Origin of the sequence: Shewanella sp. NKUCC06_TVS (assembly GCF_019345515.1) — a bacterium.
GTDB lineage: Bacteria > Pseudomonadota > Gammaproteobacteria > Enterobacterales > Shewanellaceae > Shewanella > Shewanella oncorhynchi.
This window is the reverse complement of record NZ_JAHKQX010000003.1, coordinates 46765-69596: the sequence shown is the minus strand read 5'-3', so window position 1 is coordinate 69596 and position 22832 is coordinate 46765. Positions and strand designations below refer to the sequence as shown.

At 46.2% G+C, this 22832-nt stretch carries 18 protein-coding genes and 5 tRNA genes; 3 read left to right on the top strand and 20 right to left on the bottom strand.

What is annotated here, in order from left to right; all coding sequences use genetic code 11:
• Window positions 1-81: 81 nt before the first annotated feature.
• The 6 genes from KO531_RS04220 to rmuC form a co-directional block, all read right to left on the bottom strand.
• A complete protein-coding gene (locus KO531_RS04220) occupies window positions 82-2253 on the bottom strand; it encodes a DUF3488 and transglutaminase-like domain-containing protein (protein WP_219250465.1) in 2172 nt (723 codons plus the stop codon).
• Window positions 2250-3356, bottom strand: coding sequence for a DUF58 domain-containing protein (locus tag KO531_RS04215; protein WP_219250464.1), 1107 nt, complete (start codon window positions 3354-3356; stop codon window positions 2250-2252). The genes KO531_RS04220 and KO531_RS04215 overlap by 4 nt, the downstream gene beginning before the upstream one ends.
• Window positions 3357-3427: 71 nt before the next feature.
• On the bottom strand, window positions 3428-4339 hold the full coding sequence (locus KO531_RS04210) for a MoxR family ATPase (RefSeq protein WP_028760026.1): 912 nt from the start codon (window positions 4337-4339) through the stop codon (window positions 3428-3430).
• Window positions 4340-4524: 185 nt separating this feature from the next.
• A complete protein-coding gene (locus KO531_RS04205) occupies window positions 4525-5229 on the bottom strand; it encodes an EAL domain-containing protein (protein ID WP_219250463.1) in 705 nt (234 codons plus the stop codon).
• Window positions 5230-5468: 239 nt separating this feature from the next.
• A complete protein-coding gene (locus KO531_RS04200; RefSeq protein WP_219250462.1) occupies window positions 5469-7394 on the bottom strand; it encodes a transglycosylase SLT domain-containing protein in 1926 nt (641 codons plus the stop codon).
• 81 nt (window positions 7395-7475) lie between these two features.
• Entirely contained in the window at window positions 7476-9050 is a 1575-nt protein-coding gene (gene rmuC, locus KO531_RS04195; RefSeq protein WP_219250461.1) for a DNA recombination protein RmuC, read from the bottom strand.
• Window positions 9051-9303: 253 nt separating this feature from the next.
• Between rmuC and msrP the strand changes: the two genes are divergently transcribed.
• Both msrP and msrQ read left to right on the top strand, forming a co-directional pair.
• Window positions 9304-10338, top strand: coding sequence for a protein-methionine-sulfoxide reductase catalytic subunit MsrP (gene msrP, locus KO531_RS04190; RefSeq protein ID WP_219250460.1), 1035 nt, complete (start codon window positions 9304-9306; stop codon window positions 10336-10338).
• A 46-nt stretch (window positions 10339-10384) separates the two neighbouring features.
• On the top strand, window positions 10385-11047 hold the full coding sequence (gene msrQ, locus KO531_RS04185) for a protein-methionine-sulfoxide reductase heme-binding subunit MsrQ (protein ID WP_105252441.1): 663 nt from the start codon (window positions 10385-10387) through the stop codon (window positions 11045-11047).
• A 159-nt stretch (window positions 11048-11206) separates the two neighbouring features.
• On the opposite strand, the gene gloA is transcribed toward msrQ, so the two are convergent.
• From gloA to KO531_RS04115, 14 genes are all read right to left on the bottom strand, one after another.
• Window positions 11207-11617 (bottom strand): lactoylglutathione lyase, encoded by a 411-nt coding sequence (gene gloA / locus KO531_RS04180; protein ID WP_006087315.1) that lies wholly within the window; start codon window positions 11615-11617, stop codon window positions 11207-11209.
• A 490-nt stretch (window positions 11618-12107) separates the two neighbouring features.
• Window positions 12108-12749, bottom strand: a complete 642-nt coding sequence (gene nth, locus KO531_RS04175; protein ID WP_168825144.1) for an endonuclease III — start codon at window positions 12747-12749, stop codon at window positions 12108-12110.
• A 204-nt stretch (window positions 12750-12953) separates the two neighbouring features.
• Window positions 12954-13652 carry an electron transport complex subunit E gene (locus KO531_RS04170; protein ID WP_006081538.1) on the bottom strand — a complete coding sequence of 233 codons (699 nt, stop codon included), beginning with the start codon at window positions 13650-13652 and terminating at the stop codon, window positions 12954-12956.
• The gene (gene rsxG / locus KO531_RS04165; protein ID WP_219250459.1) at window positions 13645-14283 is read right to left on the bottom strand and encodes an electron transport complex subunit RsxG; all 639 of its coding nucleotides are present in this window, start codon (window positions 14281-14283) and stop codon (window positions 13645-13647) included. The genes KO531_RS04170 and rsxG overlap by 8 nt, the downstream gene beginning before the upstream one ends.
• 73 nt (window positions 14284-14356) lie before the next feature.
• Window positions 14357-15406, bottom strand: coding sequence for an electron transport complex subunit RsxD (gene rsxD, locus KO531_RS04160; protein ID WP_219250458.1), 1050 nt, complete (start codon window positions 15404-15406; stop codon window positions 14357-14359).
• A 26-nt stretch (window positions 15407-15432) separates the two neighbouring features.
• On the bottom strand, window positions 15433-18006 hold the full coding sequence (rsxC, locus tag KO531_RS04155; protein WP_219250457.1) for an electron transport complex subunit RsxC: 2574 nt from the start codon (window positions 18004-18006) through the stop codon (window positions 15433-15435).
• Window positions 18000-18599 carry an electron transport complex subunit RsxB gene (rsxB, locus tag KO531_RS04150; RefSeq protein WP_063884360.1) on the bottom strand — a complete coding sequence of 200 codons (600 nt, stop codon included), beginning with the start codon at window positions 18597-18599 and terminating at the stop codon, window positions 18000-18002. Before rsxB ends, rsxC begins: the two co-directional genes overlap by 7 nt.
• Window position 18600: 1 nt before the next feature.
• A complete protein-coding gene (gene rsxA, locus KO531_RS04145) occupies window positions 18601-19179 on the bottom strand; it encodes an electron transport complex subunit RsxA (protein ID WP_006081543.1) in 579 nt (192 codons plus the stop codon).
• A gap of 125 nt (window positions 19180-19304) precedes the next feature.
• Window positions 19305-21209, bottom strand: a complete 1905-nt coding sequence (locus tag KO531_RS04140) for a GGDEF domain-containing protein (protein ID WP_219250456.1) — start codon at window positions 21207-21209, stop codon at window positions 19305-19307.
• 210 nt (window positions 21210-21419) lie between these two features.
• Window positions 21420-21495: transfer RNA gene (locus tag KO531_RS04135), tRNA-Asn, on the bottom strand.
• Window positions 21496-21545: 50 nt separating this feature from the next.
• Window positions 21546-21621, bottom strand: a tRNA-Asn gene (locus KO531_RS04130).
• Window positions 21622-21664: 43 nt separating this feature from the next.
• Window positions 21665-21740: transfer RNA gene (locus KO531_RS04125), tRNA-Asn, on the bottom strand.
• 32 nt (window positions 21741-21772) lie between these two features.
• Window positions 21773-21848: transfer RNA gene (locus tag KO531_RS04120), tRNA-Asn, on the bottom strand.
• Between the two features lie 57 nt (window positions 21849-21905).
• Window positions 21906-21981 (bottom strand) — tRNA-Asn (locus KO531_RS04115).
• Window positions 21982-22591: 610 nt separating this feature from the next.
• On the opposite strand from KO531_RS04115, the gene KO531_RS04110 reads away from it, so the two are divergent.
• Complete coding sequence (locus KO531_RS04110; RefSeq protein WP_158497640.1) at window positions 22592-22744, top strand: hypothetical protein; 153 nt, start codon at window positions 22592-22594, stop codon at window positions 22742-22744.
• The last annotated feature ends 88 nt before the right edge of the window (window positions 22745-22832 follow it).

The window sequence follows — 22832 nt, the reverse complement described above, 5'->3', positions numbered from 1 at the left end:
GTGGAATTAACCCGCAATTTTAGGTGTTTATTGGTGCTTGCTCCGATGAGGTATCGTAAGTTACAGCTCAGTTGACGAATGCTAGGCTAGATTGAACTTATCTTTCACTTTGGCTCTGAGCAATAACCAGTTGAGTTGCTTCGCCGCCGTTTTAAATGCGGTTAAATGCGCTTGATAGTCTTTAGCCGGTAAATCTTGGTACTTCAGCGCTACATAACTTTGGGTCAAGGTTTGGAACAGCGTGCAAAGCTTTGGTGCACTGTGTTGGTATTGCTCAATAATCTGCTGCGCAAATTGATTTGGTCCATCACTGTCTTTGCGCTTAATGCCATGGTGTGCGAGACGATTACAGAGCTGTTGATAACGAGTGCTAATAGGATCGCCTTGAACTCTAAAATGTAATAAGCCCGCACTGTAGGCGATATAGAGCACGATAAGGCTGATACAGAGCCCCATAAAGACCGCGATTTTAGTGTGAGTCACATCGCCTAAAATGCCACTGAGCACTTGATTCTGCTTCTCTTGGTTAAAACCCAGTACCCACACACTCCAGTAATAATCTATGCTGGCAAAACGTTGTCTTAACTCATTGAGCCAAGGCATGGATTTAAATCGTAAGCTACTAAAAGGGCTTTCCTGCAGGTAACTTTGCTCGGGATCAAACTGGGCGTCGAAACCTTGTTCGATACGATCGGGCGCCACCATAGCGGTGGGGTCGAAACGCACCCAACCTTCATCTTCAAGCCAGACTTCTGCCCATGCGTGGGCCATATATTGATACACACTGTAGTAACCCGCTTGCGGATTATATTCTCCCCCCTGATAGCCTGTGACCATACGCGCGGGTAAGCCTGTGGCCCGCGCCATAAAAATGAAGGCTGCGGCATAGTGCACGCAAAAACCGGCTTTGTTTTCAAATAAGAAATCATCCACTTGCTGCGGCCCAAGGGGAGGCGGCGTGAGAGTGTAGAAAAAAGGCTCACTATTAAAGTGGCCCATCATGGCCCATAGTCGTGGCTTAGGCGCGGGATACTGAGTCTTAAACTGCTCAGCTAACGCCAAAGTGCGTGGATTACTTTGGCTCGGCAGTTCGAGGTTAATCTGCCTTTGCCGCGCCGATAGCTTGAGGTCCATCTTCGCCTTAGGCCAAGACTCCACTTGATAACTCATTCGCTGATCGATATTGCGCAGCGCCAACAGCCGATAGTCGGGCATATTGACCACGTTATCATCTTGGCTATAGGCCACATCGAGACCAAATAACCACGGCTGGTGGCTCGGCTCAGCAATTACTTGATAACGAATACTATGCTTATCTTGCGCACTTAATGCGTTCTCTTGAGCTTCGCTGCTTATCGAAGCAGGACTATTGCTCATGGGATCACTCATGGGATCAGGATTATTGACCATCAATGCTGGGCTGGGCCGTGAGGGCGGAAACAGCAGCGCATCTTTTTGCAACTGTTTAATCCCCGCTTCTTGGCGCCAAGTGACACCATCATAGTTCTCCATCACGAGGGCGCGCCAATATAACTCGGCATTAATGGGCTTTGCATTGGTAAAACTCGCCCTAAAGGCAAGTTCAGTCGAACGGGTGAGCTTACCTATATCACCAATCGCCAGACTATCGGACAAGCCCGTTTGGGCTTCTTTCATGTTGGGCACTAACCAGAGCGGTGCAAGACGCGGTAAGACTAAAAATAACAGCAGCGCGAGGGGAAGGCTCTGGAGTAAAAATTTGCCACCGATCCAAGCCGTGTGTTTTAAGGATTGCTTATCTTGATACAAAGTCACGAGTACGCAGGTATTGATCAGCGTTACCACGAGTAAATGCGCGGTATTAAGCAGGGATTGATGGTCGATAAAGGTCAGCGCGATAATAAAATAGCCCGCGAGGACGACAACGCGCACATCCCTTTGATTACGCATTTCAATGTATTTTAAGGCATAACCTAACAGCAGCAGATTTACTAGCGCATTGAGTAAGCCTATTTCCTTTGAGACGAGTGCCAGTGTGGTTGCGGCGCCGATCGCAAGACTGGTGACCAAAAAACGCGGTGGTTTTGCCACTTTGCCGACATAAATCCCCACACGCCACAGCAAACAGATAGCGCAAATGCCCAAAGTCCAAGGCGTGGTTTTATCAAATAGTGGGCTTAATACCGCAATATTGGTGATCAATAACCAAAAAAGTGTCTGGCGGCTAATATTGTCGCCGATTTGCGGTGTCGTGCTATTGGCCGCTAACTTCATACTTGCTCCCTCGAAGTAGGGATATGATGCTGCTTGCGGGGAGCTTGATTCGTTTTTTGTGGGTGATTAGCGACTGATGACTGATATGGGGGCTTCGCCACTGAAGGCGCTAATTGTGGATATAAGGCAATGGCTTTTTGACAGGCGATCCTGTGGTGATTGCCTATAGCGGGCGCGATCAAGACATCGTCTCCCATGGGGTTTTGCAGATGTAAGCCAAAATACTGCTCAAGTTGCGTGAGTTTATTGACTTGCCAGCTTAGCTGACTCAATTGGGTTTCGAGGCGTTTGGCATCGGGTCTGAGCCTTAACCAGACGGGATCACCTTGGGGCTGCTGGAATTCTTTAGTCAGCATGCCTCGACCTTGTGCCCATTGTTTCCATGCCACTTGCTTGAGGGATTCGCCGAGCACATGGGGTTTAAGGCCTTTGAACTCATCAATCCCCGATACATGTTTACCCGCGAGTAACAGGGGATCTTGCTCCGACTGAGTATGATCAGCCTCAAGCTGTAGCGGCGCTTCAATCGGCTGGGCAAAGACTAAGTGACTAATGGCTAAATCCACATGCGACCATGTGCGGCAAAGCCCTAAGGGATAGAAGGATTCAATTTTGAGCCGACCCGGTGACACTTGACCCCGCTGATGATACTCAAAGGGCACGAGCGCTTGTTGTTCATCTGTACCAAGATTCTGCACCGTATAAGTGCGATTATGCGGATAGTTAAGTTGTATGTTATGGCCACTGTGGTGCGTGCTGATGAGGACGGGAAAGGTTAAGGTTTCGCCCGCATAGACTTCGGGCGGCGTCGTGGCCCGTAAATGTAAGCCAGCCAGATTTTTGTAACTGTAGAGAATGCAGGTATTAAAGAGGCTTAGAAGTAAGATGCTGAGGCCAATGACTAAGTTATTTTGATAGTTAGTGCCGAATAGATATAAAAGTAAAACCAGACCGAGCCAAACTAACCCAAAACCACTCGGCAGAATAAAAATGCTGCGATGGCTTAAGGTTATTTCGGGACTCGGTGGCAAGCGTCTTGCTAACCAACGTTGCCAAATCGGGACTAACGTCGTAATGAAAGTCGGGAGTATCAGTCGTTTCACTTCTGAGTTATTTCCTTGGTTTAATGCGTTAAATGCATACTTTAGCGATATCTTCTCATTACAGTATCTTGCTACATAATAGGGTTAACGCTCGCCAGAATTCGCTCGGATAAGGCTTCACCCTGTAATTGGCTACTGGTTCTGAGTCTATGCTCAGCCACGCAGCAAAATACCGCTTGTACATCTTCAGGGACTAAATAATGTCGACCTTCTAAAAAGGCCCATGCCTTAGCCGCTTGTAATAGCGCTTTGGTGGCACGCGGCGATAACCCTACGCTGTCACTTTGGCTACGGGAAAAACTCACTAAGGCCAGAATATAATTGAGTAAGGCATCGGAAGCGCTGACCTTGTCGCACTGCTCTTGCAGTTGCATTAAGGCCATAGGTGTCAGGCATTGGGGCAATTGATCTAAGGTTAAGTGGTTGTGATTGCTCTTAAGCATAGCGAGCTCAGCATCGTGGCTTGGATAACCAATAGACAGACGCATCATAAACCTGTCGAGCTGCGATTCTGGTAGCGAAAATGTACCGGATTGATCGGTGGGATTTTGAGTCGCGATCACAAAGAAAGGATTGGGCAATCTGTGGGTGATGCCATCGACGGAAATTTGTTGTTCGGCCATCGCTTCGAGTAAAGCACTTTGTGTCTTAGGGCTGGCGCGATTAATTTCATCGGCCAAAATCATCTGCTTAAAAATCGGTCCAGGATGAAAGATAAATTGTGCTTGATGCTTATCAAAAATCGATACGCCGAGAATGTCGGCAGGCAGCATGTCACTGGTGAATTGGATCCGCTGATAGCTCAAACCTAAGCTTTGGGCTATACCATGGGAAATACTGGTTTTACCCATGCCGGGTAAGTCTTCAATCAACAGGTGCCCACGGGCGAGAATACAGGCTAGAGCGAGACGAATTTGCCTAGGCTTGCCCAGCAATACTTGTTCGAGTTGTTGTAGTAATTCGCTGATCCCAGATTGTGCCACGGGCGACTCCTAATACATTTGGAAGTGTGCTTAAGGTGCATTTGCAAGCTGATGTGCGTTATCACTATGGCGGATCATCGCCCGTATATCCAGTGGCATTTCTAGTGCTAAATCAATTACTCGACAGCATTAGGTTTGGTCTTGAGTGGGCTGGTGGCGCGAATGTAAACCGTTTTAGCCTGATCTTACGTAAGGCACAGTGCTTGGCTGCTGGTGGGGCGAATAAACCAGGATTTAAACAAAAAGCCTTGGACAAAGTCGACACCGATATCGCGCGCAAAGGCTAAGTGAGCTTCAGTTTCTATGCCTTCTAAAATGCATTGTTTGTGAGTCTTTTTGGCAAAGTTGACCAATGCAATTAATAATTGGGCTCCCTCTGGGTGTGTTATGTGCGTTAACCAATGACGGTCAAATTTAAGATAATCCACGTTCATCATCAGATCGACACTGAGCATGGAGTGGGGCGCACCAATATCATCCAGCGCCACATGTATCTTAGCTTGTTTAAATTGAGTGAATAATTGACTGGCCAGCTGGGCATCGTTAATGCAGGTGTTTTCGATGATCTCGACTGTGACTCGTTCATAGTGGGACAGTAAACGAATGAGCTTGGCGGTATGTGGTCCATCGACGGCGTGGGGATCAACATTGATAAAAATTCGCTGCTGACTCGGCGCATGGATGAGTTGAAATGCCTTGGCTTGATATTCAACTGCGGCGAGTAATTCTGTGGATTCATGCAATTGCTCGAACACAATATTAGGTGCAACCGCATCACCATTAGGCAAGTAAAAGCGTGCTAAGGCTTCATAGCCGTCGATGGCTAAAGTATGAGGATTGACAAAGGGTTGGTATTCGCAGCTAAGGGTTAACGAACTAAGGTTAATCATGGGTGTAATGGGATTCTTAATGCTTTAATACTAATTATTCGCATTTAACGCCCTTCAGTGCAAACAAGTTTTCGATAAAACGGCGTGATTGCTGAATAATTATTCGCTTTGCTAATTATTTGAATTTAGAGAATAACATTTAGAATTTTTGGTGGTTAAAGCATGAGCTTTACCCTAGGGTATGCTGAAACGTAGGAACTCGATGCTGCTGAGTATCGAGTTCCTTTTCATGTCGCGAGTTAGTAAGCAAACTTAAGCTCAGCTTCGCTGAATAATGGCTGTGCTTTTTGCTTTTGCGCCTCATAAATCAATCGATAGCTGAGGACGGCTTGAACATATTCACGGGTTTCAGTAAAGGGAATGGCCTCGATAAAGCCCATGGCATCGAGTTTGCCATCAGAGTTTGATAACCAGCGACGCACGCGAGAGGGACCCGCGTTATAGGCCGCCGTGGCGAGAATGCGGTTTTGGTTAAACTCTTTCAACAGCTGGGCATAGTAAGCGCTACCAAGATTGAGGTTAAGCTCTGCGCTGTAGAGATCCTTTGGATCGCTATATCTTGCCCCGTTTTTTTTGGCGGTAGCTTTGGCCGTGGCAGGCATAATTTGCATTAGACCACGGGCACCTACACCCGAGGTCGCATAAAGATAGAATGCACTTTCGCGGCGGCTAATCGCACGGATCTCATCGATGTTAACCCTATGCTTTTTGCTGGCGTGCTCAAAACCGGCTTGGTGCGCCATAGGGAAGCGTAAAGGAATATCATCCCACAACTTACCTTGAATACTGGCTTCAACACCAAAATCGTACCAGCCCTGTTCATGGGCATAGCGTCCATAGCGTGCTCGCATCGTATTGTCACTGCGTTTTAGTAGTGACATCCATTCATAGCGAGCATCGAAATAACGGTCGAGTGCCATTAACTCTTGTACTCTGACAAAGCCGAGATCATCGGTTAACTTTTGGCTATTGGCATCAACAACAGGCTCAGGGCTTTGATTGAGTGATACCGGTTTATTTAAGAACTGCGCAGCAGCAAAACCGTAAAAATTACGTTCATTACTGATTGTCGCGAGCGCTTTTATGGCGCTTTCAGGCGCTTCTTTGGCATTGGTGCGATAAAGCCAGTATTGCCAACGTTCCTTTGCCAAGGTTTCTGGTTGGAGTAGGTTCAAGTAACGGGCAATACTGCGCATGTCGTGATCGCGGATAGCCCATCTTAAACGGCGCTCAAATAAGTCGTCATTTTTCAGCTCAGTGAGCACATTGTCGACATAGTTTTTATAGTTATCATCTTGTTCAATTAAAATGCGGCGAACAAGGTATTTATCGAGTTGCTGCGCTTGTTCTGGGGTAAAACGATGAGCCTTTTGATACCGTTCATACAAATTAATGGCTTGGTCGAGATCCTTACGGGCAAGGCGTTTTAATCCTGCGGCAACTATGTCACCGACAATGGGATTTTTATCTTTAAACTTTTCGGTATGGCGCAGGCTATTGGGATCTTTATAGACGGCGACTAAACGCTTAGCTTCGTTACTATGGGTGGTGATTTTTTGGGATAAAAAACTCAGTAAACTCGTTTCGCCAGCCTCGAAACTCAGCATCATTCGCGCCCATACGACATCTTGAGTGCGTTTGCCCGCTTTGGTCCATGTGTTGAAAAGAGGATCACATTCCTTTGGGCGCGAACCCCCAAATACCCAAAGTGATTGTGCGGCCGCATAAGCCGTTTTTAGATCGCCCTTGGCGAGTTTCGCCTCATAGTAATAACACTGCAGGCGGATGTCGGTAGGCGCTTCTGGGGTGATCGCAAGATAATCATTCCAGCGTTTTTGGCTACCAGCATTGTTTAAATATTTAGACCGTAACCTATTGTACATGGGTGTGGTTTCATATTTTTCAATCAAGGCTTTAGCTGCATAACCCTGTAAGGCATTAAGAGCACCGATGTCGATATCATGATCTAAATAAATCGCGAGCGGATAATTACCTAGTTTTGCCCGTAGGGGTTTATAGGTTGCATAATCTTGCTTCTTTAGGGCTTTTTCGGCCTCAAGAAAGGTTTTCTGCGTTGACGTTAACGCAAGTGCGGCAGGGGCATTCAATGCGCCTGCGAGCAATATTGCACTGGATATAACCACATTTATAACTGCTTTGCACATGGAGCGTTTGCCTCCGGGCATCAAGGTATCAATCGACATGTCCGTATCGATTTGAGGTAATTAATGGGTGTTCAATTCTTGTTATCTATCATTGCACTCGACAGGCTCGAGTTCTGTGTCTTTAGGCTCGCGGGTATGCGACAGATTAAGTTCAGCGTCGTCATCCTGAGTGTCGTTATCGTCCTGGGCTTCATTGAGCGCTTTTTCTAGCAGCATTTTATCCAGTTGTTTGCTGGTATCGACCCCGAGCTGCTGCATTAAATGGGCTTGACGCACTAGGTTGCCTTTGCCCGATGACAGCTTGTTCATTGCACTGTGATAGGTTTTCTCCGCATTATCTAAGGCGCGGCCGAGTTTTTCCATGTCTTCAATATAACCACATAACTTGTCGTAAATTCGACCCGCTTGTTTTGCAATGGTTTGTGCGTGTTGATTTTGATATTCGTAGCGCCAAATATTGTTAATTGTGCGCAGGGCCACCAACAAATTCGTTGGACTAACAAGCATGATATTCTGCTCAAGGGCAAAATTGACTAGGCTAGGATCATGCTCTAATGCCAGTAAAAATGCCGGTTCGATAGGAATAAACATCAACACATAATCGAGACTCTTAAGGCCATGCAGATGTTGATAATCCTTTTGACTTAAGCCTTTAATGTGACTGCGAATTGAAATGACATGCTCGTTAATCGCCTGTTGGCGCAGTGCCGGATCTTCACTGTTGAAGTAGCGCTCATAACTGACCAACGACATCTTAGCATCGATGACCACATCTTTATTTTCTGGCAGATGCACAATCACATCCGGCTTAAAGCGCTTACCGCTATCATCCTTGAGATCTTGCTGAGTATGGTATTCATGGCCTTCACGTAGGCCGCTTTCTTGCAGTACGCGATCGAGGATCACTTCACCCCAATTACCTTGTTGCTTGTTATCGCCCTTGAGCGCTTTGGTCAGGTTGATAGCATCTTGGCTCATCTTTAGATTGAGCTCCCTTAAGTGCTCAAGCTGATGTTTGAGGGCGCTGCGCTCGGATTGTTCGTGGGTGTAGGATTCACGAATTTGCTGTCTGAATCCTTCAAGCTGTTGTTTTAATGGCCCAAGTACGCCTTCGAGTTGGCTGGCATTTTGGTGCTTAAAGTTTTCGCTACGTTCTTCAAAAATACGGTTTGCGAGGTTTTCAAATTGGGTTTGTAAACGCACTTCGGCCGATTCTAAGCTGGCAATTTTATCCTGCAGCGATTCTTGCTGGGCATCGGCCTTGGCTTGAATGGTTTGCTGCATGGCATTGGATTTCGACAGGGCTAATTGGATCTCTAACTGACGGCGCTGGCTATCATTTAATTGCTGCTCTAAGGTGGGAACGCGTTCGGCTAAGGCCTCGGCTTTGCCCAGTTGTTCAATTTTGAGCTCAAGGCGTTGCTGGTATTGACGTAATTGCGCTTCTTTGTCATCGACCAAAATTTGCTGTTGTGCTAAGGATAATTCCGCATCTTCATTTACTTGACGCATTTCTTGCTCAAGTTGGTCTTTGTGTAGTTGCCAGCGTTGGCGGGTGAGTCTTTGATTGAGCAGAGCACCGATCAACAGGCCTAAGAAGGCAATGGCGAGAAGGCCGATGATTTCGGCGACAGAAAAAGATTGAGAAAATGGCATGATCAATAGCACTCCTTTAGCTTTGGCGCTTAGGTTCGCATGCCCCCCAACTGGCTTCAAGCCCTTTAATCAACTATATCTGCGCTTAATGCTTGAATGAGCAAGTCTTATACGTTTAAGGTGCATTTATTCGCGGGTGGAAAGTTTTTCTGGCTTTTACCTGTCTATATAAGAGTGAGCGATACAGACGAGCGCCAGAGAAGGTTTTTATCGCGACTCGGTGGCTTTAATCATTGGATGGTAGAGGTGTCAATTGGCTAAACATTCCCGTTTTACCCCAGGTATTCTTAAAAAAGCGCAGTGGCACATGCAAGACAACCAAGTGACGCCCGAAACGGTATTTCGCTCGCGTCGGCAAATTGTAAAAGCCATCGGACTCGGTGCTATCGGTGCCAGCGTGCCCGGTTATGTGCAGGCCGGATTATTCGATCTATTTGGCGATCAACCTAAGTCCTCATTTATCACTACACCACTGACGTTTCAATCCAATAAGCAGTACGGTGACGCCGATGTGTTAACCCCGTTTGATAAAGTGACGCAGCATAATAATTTCTACGAATTTGGTACGGACAAACAAGATCCCTTCAATAATGCCCAAGGCTTTAAAGTCGATCCTTGGCACCTGCGTATCGAAGGTGAAGTTGAACGGCCCATGACTTTAGATTTTAATGATCTGACTAAAATGTTCCCGCTTGAGGAGCGTAACTATCGCCTGCGCTGCGTTGAAGCTTGGTCTATGGTGATCCCTTGGGTGGGGTTCCCGCTGGCGGCATTATTGAAAAAAGTTGGCGTCACCAGTAAGGGCAAGTATGTCGCCTTTGAAACCGCCTTCGATCCCGAACAAATGCCGGGGCAGAAGAGTCGATTAATGGGCGGTGGTATTCATTATCCCTATGTTGAAGGCCTCACGATAGCCGAAGCTATGAACGATTTAACCTTAATGTCGGTCGGTTTGTACGGTAAAACCTTGCCACCGCAGAACGGCGCGCCCATTCGCTTAGTGGTGCCGTGGAAATACGGCTTTAAGAGCATTAAATCAATCGTGCGAATTCGCGTCTTGGATAAACAACCGCCGACCAGCTGGAATCAGCTTGCCTCACACGAGTATGGATTTTATGCCAACGTTAATCCTGCGGTGGATCATCCGCGCTGGTCGCAGGCCACAGAGCGTCGTATCGGCGAGGGGGGATTGTTTTCAGCAACCCGCATCGATACCCTGCCGTTCAACGGTTACGGCGAGTTTGTGGCTTCACTGTATGACGGCATGGATCTGAGGAAATACTATTGATGATTGGTTTGTTGTTTGGATATTCGCCATTAAGCGGGGACAACCTATGTTGAGATTAACCGCTAAGCACTTGTTTTGGCTAAAGGCGTTATTTCATTTGTTGGGTTTAGTGCCCATCGTCTACCTTGTGCTCACTGTGGTGCTTGGCCGTGCGGGTGGCGATCCCGTGCAGCACATTATTCACTACACAGGCATAGGCGCATTAAATGCGCTAGCGGCGACCTTGCTGATCTCACCGATTGCCAAGTTGACCAAGCAAGGGTTGTTGATGCAGACCCGCCGTTTAGTGGGTTTATATGTGTTTGCCTATGCCACCTTGCATATCTTGGCGTTTTTTAGTTTAGATCTGTTATTTGCTTGGGAATTACTGTTTAGTGAAGTGGTAAAACGGCCGTACATTTTAGTCGGCGCAGTGGCTTATCTTATCGTCACCGCTTTGGCGATAACTTCGTTTAAAGCCTTGATGCGCAAGATGGGACGTCGTTGGCAAACCTTGCATAATGGGGTGTATTTAGTCGCGATATTAGCGCCAATCCATTTTTACTGGTCGGTAAAATCGGAAATCATCGAGCCGAGTCTGTATATCGTAGGTTTTAGTGTGTTGCTGCTGTGGCGCACGCCTTGGTTTAAACGTCATTTCAGCCGTAAAGTGGCGAACAAAACCGAGCGTAAGCTGACACAAGATAAAGCTTCGATAAAGTCGGTTTAGACGTATGGCGCGAGCAGTAAATCACTGGCTTGATTTATGTTTCTTTGTGCCTAACGTGAGATCTAAAGTATAAAAACAAAAATGCCGAATGAAGATTCGGCATTTTTCGCTGAATAAATAGTCTTGCTCAGCTACTTTTTCGGGGTCAGTAGGCAGGACTTAACCTAAACCTTGGGTCGCTGATTTCATTTGAATAAACTCAATTTTATAACCGTCTGGATCTTCAACAAATGCAATCTCAGTGGTACCACCAGCGACAGGACCTGGGGCGCGAGTCACTTTGCCACCGGCTGCGGCAATAGCAGCGCAACGGGCGTAGATATCTTCATCACCAATTGCTAAGTGGCCAAAGCCTGTGCCTAAATCGTATTTGTCAGTGCCCCAGTTATAGGTTAGTTCAACCACGGCTTGGCCTGTGGATTCTTCACCGTAACCCACGAAAGCTAAAGAATATTTGTACTCTGGATTTTCAGAGGTGCGAAGTAGTTTCATGCCGAGCACTTCAGTATAAAAAGCAATACTGCGTTCTAAGTTACCGACGCGGATCATAGTATGTAATAGTTGCGACATAGGTCCTCTCTCTAAATAGATTACGGGGTGGAGTATACCAAAAATCCGTAGATGGACCTCGATAAATGTCAGCCATTGTTTTTACAGCGCTTGACCCAGATTAAAGCTTAGGATAGGGAAATGAATGTCTGTAAGAGGGATTTTCAGGATTTAGAAGAGAAAATTGCCGATAAATTGGCTATCGCTCACAAAACACAGAGACAAACATGGGTTTTTATCACTGGGTTGATAATAATGTAGCCATACCAACTAGGAGAGTGAATGATGAACACCGAACTTAAAATGGCTTTAGGCACCACAGTTGTAATTGCTATATTTTTCAGTGCGTTCTTTGTTTCAATGTTTTAACGACTAATACAAGTTTGAGTTAACCCAGTTCCAAGTTAAGCAAAAAAGCCGCTATTGCGGCTTTTTGTTTGTCTGAAATCCAGTCTAATCAATGTGAAAACAACACTGAAACGTCAATTGCTCCACTCAGTTGATTCGAAGCTTATTCTTCAGGGTATATTTTTTCTTTAAATTCACACAAGTCTTCAATGATACAACTACCACAGCGGGGTTTGCGCGCAAGGCAAGTGTAGCGGCCATGCAGGATAAACCAGTGGTGTACATCGACTTTAAATTCCGCCGGCACGACTTTTAGCATTTTCTCTTCCACTTCGACTACGTTCTTGCCGGGCGCGAATTTAGTGCGATTGGCGAGGCGAAAAATATGGGTGTCGACGGCTATGGTTGGCCAACCAAAGGCAGTGTTTAGTACCACGTTAGCCGTCTTGCGGCCAACGCCGGGCAGAGACTCTAGGGCTTCGCGGTTTTCTGGCACTTCACCATTGTATTTCTCAATTAAGATCTCACAGGCTTTGATCACATTGATGGCTTTGTTGTTATATAAGCCTATGGTTTTTATGTATTGCTTTAAACCCTCTACGCCAAGGGCATAAATGCTGTGGGCCGTGTTCGCCACAGGAAAGAGTTTATCCGTTGCCTTGTTAACACTCACATCTGTTGCTTGGGCCGATAACGTCACTGCCACTAGCAGTTCGAAGGGACTTGAAAAATTGAGTTCGGTTTCAGGTTTGGGATTGTTATCGCGAAGACGAGTGAGGATCTGGATACGTTTTTCTTGATTCATGTACGATTCCTGCGCTGTGGTGGGTTTCAACTCTCAACCGTTCATTATCACTATCTTATTAATGATGATTGATGAGTTTACAACCCACGTTCGCTGATTTTCTTATACTTTGAGTTTTGCCGCTAATCATGTGCTAGGCACACATTAAACGCGTTAACACTAGGGCATATCTGATCGCCATAATGCCTGTCGTTACTTGAAAGCCTAACCTACCTTAGTGATCCGTGCGCGGGTAACACTCGGCTCTGCGGCGACTTGAGGTTGGCGTTCTTTGACTTTTTTATCAATCACATTTTTCAATGCAATCAATAATCCCATCACGATAAATGCGCCGGGTGGCAGCATAGCAAGGAGAAATGGGGTATCGACTTGCCATAGATGTATGGTTAACGATTTAGCCCATGGGCCGAGCAGTTGATCCGCACCATCAAACAGTGTGCCTTGACCTAAGATTTCCCGCGTTGCGCCCAGCACTGTAAGCACTAAAGTAAAACCAAGGCCCATCATTAGACCATCGAAGGCGGCACTAAACGCATTATTACGCGAGGCAAAAGCTTCGGCGCGGCCGATGATGATGCAGTTCGTCACAATTAATGGCAGGAAGATCCCAAGGGATAAATACAGGCCGTAGGCATAGGCATTGATGAGCAGTTGCACTGTGGTGACTAGCGCGGCGATGATCATCACAAACACAGGAATACGAATTTCTTTGGGCACATAGTCGCGCACCAGTGACACTAAAATGTTAGAGCCAATCAGCACCAGCATAGTGGCTAGACCAAGGCCAAGGGCGTTAGTGATCGTTGCAGTAACCGCGAGTAGCGGACATAAACCTAACAGTTGCACTAGGCCTGGGTTGTTTTTCCACAGTCCTTGCCACGCAATTTCGCGATAATTAGTCATGGTTGGCCTCACAATTTAGCGGCTGGCTGAAAATTTGTGCTTGGTTAGTGCTGAAATACCATACCGCGTTTTTGACTGCTTTAACATAAGCGCGCGGGGTGATGGTTGCACCGGTAAATTGGTCAAAATCGCCGCCATCTTTTTTAACTAACCATTGCTTATCATCTGCAGAGCCCAACACTTTACCAACAAACTGAGTGACCCAATTCGATTTACGTAGTTCAATTTTGTCACCCAGCCCAGGGGTTTCTTGGTGGGACAAGGTACGTACGCCTAAGACTTCACCTTGGATATTAATTCCAACAATTAATTTGATATTACCGCTATAGCCATCGGGTGCTATGGCTTCCATGGCGATAGCGACAGGTTTGCCTGAATGGGTAGCAATATAGGCAGGCATTGGACTATCCGTGCCTAATGCTTCTTTGTTTAATAGCAAGGTACACTGAGCGGTAAGCTCGTTATCATGTATTTCATCAGGGATTAATTGTTGCAATACTCGCATCAATTCCTGTTGTTCTTGCTGCTTAATCTTGTCAAAGGTTTGTTGATTGACCGCGGCGACGAGACCCGTGCAGATCAAGGCAAACAGTGCCAATAAAAAACCATTTTTAATCATCGGATTTTTCAACTCTTTTTCCTTAAGCTCTCGTTGCTAGCAGAATGACATTATCTTGTAGCATGACTTAGTCCGCCCAATGGCCTTAGCTAGCTGAATGACCATAGGTGCGTGGCCGCACATAGTAGTCAATAAAGGGAGCGCAGAGGTTAGCCAATAACACGGCAAAGGCAAAGGCGTCAGGGTAACCGCCTTTAATGCGGATGATATACACCAACACACCAATTAACGCGCCGAAGATAATGCGACCACGGGGGCTGGTTGCTGCTGTGACGGGATCGGTTGCGATAAAAAATGCCGCTAACATGGTCGCGCCAGAAAACAAATGTAATAGGGGACTGCCTTGGGTATCGGGCGCCAGTAAGAAACCGATACTCGATGCGACAAAAAGCCCCAATAACACGCCAGTACTGATGTGCCAACGAATGGCTTTCAGTTTAAGTAACACTAAACCGCCAGCCAGATAAGCTAAATTCACCCAGAACCAACCTACGCCTGTGCTGCCATCAAAAATGGCTTTAGTCAGGCTTTCAGTGGTGGTTAATCCTAGGGATAAATCGGTTTTAAGGGTATCGAGTGGCGTCGCCATTGCGATGCCATCTATCCCTAAACGAAACTGTTCCAAGTTAACGTGGGCGCCAATGTTGAAGATAAGTTGCAAGCTCTCAGCTAGGCTAGGCGAATGCAGCGCAACGGTACTCGGTGCTATCCAAGTGGTCATTTGCACTGGGAATGAGATTAACAGCAATACATACGCCGCCATTGCAGGGTTAAACAGGTTATGGCCTAAACCGCCGTAAAGGTGCTTAACGATAACGATCGCAAAGGCGGTGCCCATCACTATCATCCACCAAGGTGCTAGGGGAGGAATGGCGACACCAATCAAGATTGCGGTCAGCATGGCGCTGTTATCGCTAAGGCTGGCTTTGATATCACGATTGCGAAGTTTCATCACCGCGGCCTCACAGCTTAGGGCAACAAGAATCGCAAGCAACACTTGAACAAGCGTGCCCCAGCCAAAAAAGGCGCATTGCACCACAAGGCCCGGCAGTAAACATAAAATCACCCTTTGCATCACAGTTGAGGTATGCAAATTACGTGTGACATGGGGTGATGAGGCTATTTTAAACGCCATTGTGTTCCCTTTTTATCATTCTGTTCTTAATCATTAGCAACATTTGAATCGCTCGAAGCTTCGGTTTGTTGAGCGAGTGCCGCTTTTTTGGCTTTCGCTTTGGCGATGGTCGCAGCAATCCGCACTTTTTTAAGCTCATCGCCTGATAAGGTTGCCGTTTCAATGGGTTCTGCGGATGGTAAAACGGCTTGAGGTTTAGCTGCGACGGCGTCAAGTGCTGCTATCGACGGCGATGCCACGTTAGTTTTAGTTTGAATGTCGTCAACGGACTCTATTTCAGACTCAGCTGCTGATGCCGCAGCTATTTTCTTCGCTTTAGCACGAGCAACAGCGGCGGCCACTTTGGCTTTTTTAATCGCTTCAGCGTCGTTAACGTCAGTAGCGGCTGCTTCTGTATCATCATTCACATCTGCTTGAACGCTAGCTGCGGAATCAACTGCTGGAGTCGCGGTCTGAGTTAAATCATTGTCAGCATTTGTCTCAACTTGCTGCGCGGCTTTTTTCGCTTTAGCACGGGCAACCGCGGCGGCTACTTTGGCTTTCTTAATCGCTTCTGAATCATTAACGTCACTAACGATAATTTCAGTATTGCTAACTTCAATATCACTAGCGGCGGTTTCTGCTTGCTGCGCCGCTTTCTTGGCTTTTGCCCGCGCGACTGCGGCAGCCACTTTGGCCTTTTTATCATCGGCAGCGCTGAGCTCTGATGTGCTGTCAGTGGTTTCAGTAGGCCCAAGCGGCGCGGTATCGGCTTGCTGAGCGGCCTTTTTAGCTTTGGCGCGAGCAATGGCCGCGGCGACTTTGTCCTTCTGAGATAACGGCGCTTCTTGCGCGATTGCATCTGTTGCTAAGAAGGATTCATCACTGGCATCAACATTCACCACATTGTTTGTATCAGCACCATTGGCATTCACTTGAGCGGCTTTCTTCGCCTTAGCGCGGGCGATGGCTGCGGCAACGGCAGCTTTACCCTTGGGCGCGTCTGTCGTATCAGTGCTTATTACGTTTGATTGATGATTCAATGATTCTTCAGTCGACAACTCTTCAGTTGCTGATTGTGCCGCTGCGGCTTTTTTCGCGGCGATCCGTGCCATGGCTTCGGCGACGGCATTTTTATCCGTGCCAGTCATAGTTGCTTGTCGGCGCTCTGCGGCTTCTTTGGCCTTAGCTTCACGGGCAAGCTTTTCTTCTTCAAGACGCGCTAAACGGGCATCGAAACGCTGTTTAGCGCGCTCCGCTTGCTGCTTTTCATCGGCGGCTTGTTTAAGTGCAGATTTGGCAATGCGGTAATACTCGACTAAGGGAATATCACTCGGGCAGACGTAACTACAGCAACCGCATTCAATACAATCCTTTAGATTGTAGCTGGCAGCTTTGTCATATTCTTCGGCCTTGGCGTGCCAAAAGAGTTGCTGTGGCAATAGGAGAGCAGGGCAGGCATTGGCGCATTCGCCGCAGCGGATACAGGCTTTTTCTTCTGGCGTAGTTCCTATTTCTTGGCTGCTTGGCACCAGAATACAGTTAGTACCTTTTAAAATAGGCACTTGGATATTCGCCAATGCATGGCCCATCATAGGCCCGCCAATAATCACCTTTTGTTCAGGCTCTGGCGTGAACTCAGTCGCAGCAAGCACATGCTCAACAGGTGTGCCTATCGGTAACCAGTAGTTCCCCGGTTTACCGACATTTTTGCCCGTCACAGTCACAACGCGCTCAATCAGCGGTTTACCTTGGGTAACCGCTTGATGAATCGCAAAGGCAGTGCCGACGTTATGCACGACGATACCGAGTTTGGCGGGAATAGCGCCCGAGGGCACTTCGCGGCCAGTAATGATTTGAATTAACTGCTTTTCACCACCAGAAGGATATTTTGTCGGAATGACCGTTACCCGAATGCTGTCCGCTGGGAGCCCACATTGGACGACTGCAGCTTGCATGGCTTTGGCCGCTTCTGGCTTATTATCTTCAATGGCGATAACAATGCGTTTTGGCGTTAATAACCGATGAATAATGCCAATACCGGCGAGGATATCTTGGCTGTATTCGCGCATTAATCTGTCATCGGCGCTGATATAAGGTTCGCACTCGACGCCGTTGATGATGACTAAATCAATTTCACTGACCGGATTAAGCTTAATATGAGTTGGAAACGCCGCGCCGCCCATGCCTGCAATGCCAGCAGCACGGATCTTATCGATCATCTGCTGATGGGTTAAATCCTCAAGCTCATTTTGCACCAGCTCACACCAAGTGTCTTTGCCATCGGCTTGGATAACGCAAGTGTTAACTGGCAATGCTGAAGCATGGTTACTGGCCCTTGGCTCAATGGCAACGATAGTGCCTGATGTCGGCGCATGCACAGGTAAATGCCAAATGGAGGTACCTTGAGTTAACGGTGTGCCTTTTAATACGCTATCGCCGATGTTTACCGCAAGTGTGCAGTTTTCACCGACTTGAGGGATGGGCACTAAGTACGTAGTGGCTAAGGGCAGTTGGCTAATCGGCGTCGCGTTCGAGAGGAATTTGACTTCGGGTGGATGTATACCACCGGGTGAGCGCCAAAGGGTTCCTTTATCTAATTGATCTAATAAAGTTAACACCGCTTTTCCTCTTCTAACTGTGGGTCTTGGTTCTGAATCTCTTGAATGAGAGTCACTGGGATGGCATTTAAGCGCCAGTTCCAATTTTTAAGATTCTGGGTGACTGGGATCATATCAATACAATCGACGGGACAAGGCTCAACACAGAGATCGCAACCCGTGCAATCGGTCGTCAACACAGTATGCATAAGCTTACCTGCACCGATAATCGCATCCACGGGGCAGGCTTGAATACACTTAGTGCAGCCAATACATTCGTCTTCACGTATGTAGGCGACCTTTTTTACTTGAGATTGTGCTTCAGCATTCAGCGGCTCTGGCTCGACGCCCATCAGGGTCGCCAGTTTTTCCATGGTGGCTGTGCCGCCGGGAGGGCATTTGTTGACTTTATCACCGTTGGCAATCGCTTCAGCGTAAGGGCGACAGCCAGGGTAACCACATTGACCACATTGGGTTTGTGGCAGAATCGCTTCGAGTTCATCGACAATCGGATTGCCTTCAACCTTAAATTTAACGGCGGCAAAACCGAGTAATAGTCCAAAGACTAATGCCAATAGGGTCAACAATATGACTGCAATTAAAATTCCGGACATCTTACTTAACCAATCCTGTGAATCCCATAAAGGCGAGGGACATAAGACCTGCGGTGATCATCGCTATGGCGCCGCCTTTGAATGGTAAGGGGACATCTGCGGCTGCTAAACGTTCGCGCATCGCCGAGAAGAGAATTAACACTAATGAGAAGCCTAACGCAGCACCAAAGCCATAGATAGCCGATTGGATAAAATCGTGCTTCTCGTTAACGTTCAATAGGGCAACACCCAACACAGCACAGTTAGTTGTGATCAGCGGCAGGTAAATGCCTAAAGCGCGATGCAGTGCAGCACTGGTTTTTTGCACCACCATTTCAGTAAATTGCACCACAACCGCAATCACTAAAATGAAGCTCATGGTTCGCAGGTAGCTCAGATCAAAGGGCAATAGTAGATACTGGTTGACGAGGTAACTGAGAATAGAGGCTAACGTCAGCACAAAAGTGGTCGCCATAGACATGCCAATAGCGGACTCCAGTTTACTGGAGACCCCCATGAAAGGACACAAGCCTAAGAATTTCACTAAAACGAAATTGTTGACCAGTACTGTACTGATCAACAAGAGGAGATATTCAGTCATCTCAATACTTTTCTAAACGGATCTTGGCCGTATTATCGACTTTTCCGTTTGCATAAACAACATATAGAATGCAGGGTTAACCATCTTTACTGTAAATTTTGGCGACGAATTAACCCGTTAAAGTATTAAATTTGATCTGTAATCGCCATGGCTTGGGGCTGTGCTATGTAATAGCCTTGCAATCCATCAACTAAGAGTTTTTCGAGGGTGAGTTTTTCTTCTTGGCGTTCGACGCTGGTCGCAATAACCCGAATGCCTATCCGTCTTGCAACATCCACCATCATACGGACGAAGAACTTATTATTGCTGTCTTCATCAATGTTCGATGTGTAGCTGCCATCAAGCTTTATGTAGTCTGGGCGCACTTCACTGAAGAATTTGAAGGACGTAAAGCTCATGCCAAAACGCTCTATCGACACCCGTGATCCAACGCTATGTATTTCGCGAACGAACTTATAGCTTGCCCCTAAGTTAGACTGCATACCGGACTCATTGATCTCAAATACTAAGCGTGAAGCGATGTATTTTTGCTTGCCTAAAATGTCCTTTAGCCAAGCGAGAAACATATCTTGATGCGCAGAAAATGCGCTGATATTGATGCCAAAGTTACCCGAAATGGTCGGGTTTTCCTTAAGCATTCTTAATGCACTGATCACCACCAGTTTATCTAATTCAGAACTCATACCGTGACGTTCGGCCATAGCGATCACTGTGGTGGTCGGTAAAAACTTACCTTCGCTATTGTAAAAGCGCGCTAACAACTCACGGTAAACCTCTACATCAGTTCGGCAGGGCTGAATTGGCTGTTGGTAGAATTTTAATGCTTGGCGAGTGACTAAATCATTGATCGCCATTTTCCAGCGATCATCACCAAACTGCTCGTCACCATTGAGTTTTTCTTGGATATGATAACTATTAGGTCCAAGGGTCTGCGCTATGCTGACTGCGGTATCCGCAATCGTCAGCAAATTAACCGCATCGGTACCTTGGTGATAGGGAACTAAACCGATATGGGCAACAGATTCCGCTTTTGTCATCTGCAAATATTCATCGAGATAAATTTTTAATTGATCTAAAAATTTTGGCGCATCCTTCAGCATGACATCAGGAATAAAGATGGCAAAATCAGCGCTCGATACCCTGAAACATTCTGCATCTGAATACTTGCTACAGGCTTTGCGGATACAATTTGCCACCCTTGAAAGATAATCATCCCCCGCAGTTCGCCCTTGTTTTTGATTGATTTGCGCAAGCTCTGTGGCCTTAACCATTGCCATCAGCCCCAATTGAGGAATATCGGGATTGCTTATGGTTTCTAATTTTTGGGTAAAGCGCTGGCGACTACCAAAACCCGTCACTGTGTCTTGATCGGCCGCTTTATGCAGCTTTTCATTCTCTTGATTGAGTTTATCGATTTGGGCTTTAAGTTGAAGACGACACTCTTCAAGGGATATTCCAATGGGGTTGAGCTCACCTGTGAGTTTTGATGATGCGACAGCAGAAAACCCTAACTCAGGTATTTTTGAAATATAATCAGCAGCATAACGTATCGCCGCCCTATGTTTTGACATTAACAGAATAAACACTAACAGCAAGATAAGGTAAGCCACCAGTAACATGACACCGAGCTTTTGAGTATGACTAATCGAAGTTTCAATCGCTTGGTTTGCACTGAGTTTGACTTGTAAACGACCGGTTGCCAATTTTTGTGTATGACTGAGCTCAATAGAAAATAAACGGGCTAAAGGATGAGGATGTTGGCTGTCTAAACGACCTTCGGTATAACTCAGTTGGCCATCTGTATCATCAATATATTGGAAAAATTGGAATGGGTAATTTTCAGAAAGCTTTTTGAAGAGTTCGGCGCCATCACCTTGCCATTGTTGGTAGCGGGTTAAACTGGTTTTAAAGCTATCCAGTTCTTGCTGTTGTTGGATTTGTAATTGGCTATTTTCGCTTTGATAAACCCAAGCAAAAAGACCTAAGAAAATAAGCAGTAAAAAAATTGGATATGATTTTGACATGGCCATAAAAATCCGCTCTATTTTTTTGGGTGAGCTCAAACAGGATAAGTTTAAGTCAAGAATACTTAACTGCAGCTATCTGTGTGATGACACTCATAAATTTTTATTAATAAGCTGATAACAGTGTAACTGCATTTGCTTAAAAACAAAACGGAAAAGAATAGGGTAACTAGAAGCCAGAAGAGGCAAAGGCACTGGAACAAAACGAAGAATAATTGGCTCCCCTGACTGGACTTGAACCAGTGACATACGGATTAACAGTCCGCCGTTCTACCGACTGAACTACAGGGGAGTAGAGGGTGCGATATTGCTATCGACTTTACAGAAATAACACTTTTTAAATGGCTCCCCTGACTGGACTTGAACCAGTGACATACGGATTAACAGTCCGCCGTTCTACCGACTGAACTACAGGGGAATCGAGATGCGATATTACTATCGACTTTTTAGCTTGCTTAAATTGGCTCCCCTGACTGGACTTGAACCAGTGACATACGGATTAACAGTCCGCCGTTCTACCGACTGAACTACAGGGGAATCATTTTAATGCTTCAGCTTGATAATGTAATTGGCTCCCCTGACTGGACTTGAACCAGTGACATACGGATTAACAGTCCGCCGTTCTACCGACTGAACTACAGGGGAATTGTTTACAACTTATCTTACTGCTTGTTCTAACTCATTTTTATCATGTGCTTAAAGTGGCTCCCCTGACTGGACTTGAACCAGTGACATACGGATTAACAGTCCGCCGTTCTACCGACTGAACTACAGGGGAATCGTTTCACACAATCGTAGCGACTCGTTGAGAACGGAGCGCATAGTAAAACGCTATGTTGGATGAGTCAACTCGAGTTACTAAAAAAAGTGTAATTATGCTGTTAAGTGCTCATCTAATGTGCATCGTGGTGCAGAATTCGACATTTTTCGTGAAAAACCACTTAACAATTCGCAATATAGCCATAATTGAGTCCATCGTTTTTAAGCGGTGATTCTATGAAATTGAAATCATTCGCTAAATAATCGACACTGTTTTTGGTACTTGGTCGAGTACTTAAGACTCAAACCGCTCAAAAAAGGATCTCAGGTGGGGTAATGTGAATTTACTCAGTTCTTTATACCGATAGAAAACGTGGGTTATCTTTTCGCCGTTAAAGTCCGTTTTTCTGTTTTAACAAGTTTGCTGTTGTTGCTGGAGGTGTTAATTGAGGCTTTATCGAATTAGCGTGAGCTGTTTTTCAAATTAAGTGATGCACTTCACTATTAGTTGTGGCACCAGATGCGCTACCACAGCGCGTGTTAATTACAGTTAGTGAAATTGATACAAGTAGCAACATTTATCAAATGTAATTAAATTACTAAATGCCGAGAGACGGTTGTTAAGACACATGACAGCCTCCAATCCCGCGTGGTTTCTAGGTTATTTCGACTTATCAACAAAATCTGTGGATAACCCTGTGAGTTGTCCTGAAAAATGGCCGCCAAAGCCTTGGGGTATGGGCGGCGGACTTAAAATGCACTATTTTGGGGTTCAAAAATAAATTTAAGCATTATCAAATGCATACTAAAAGCAAGTGGTTTTTATTGAGGGTGAAAACAAGGTTGCAATTTTGTAATCGAACGAAATTG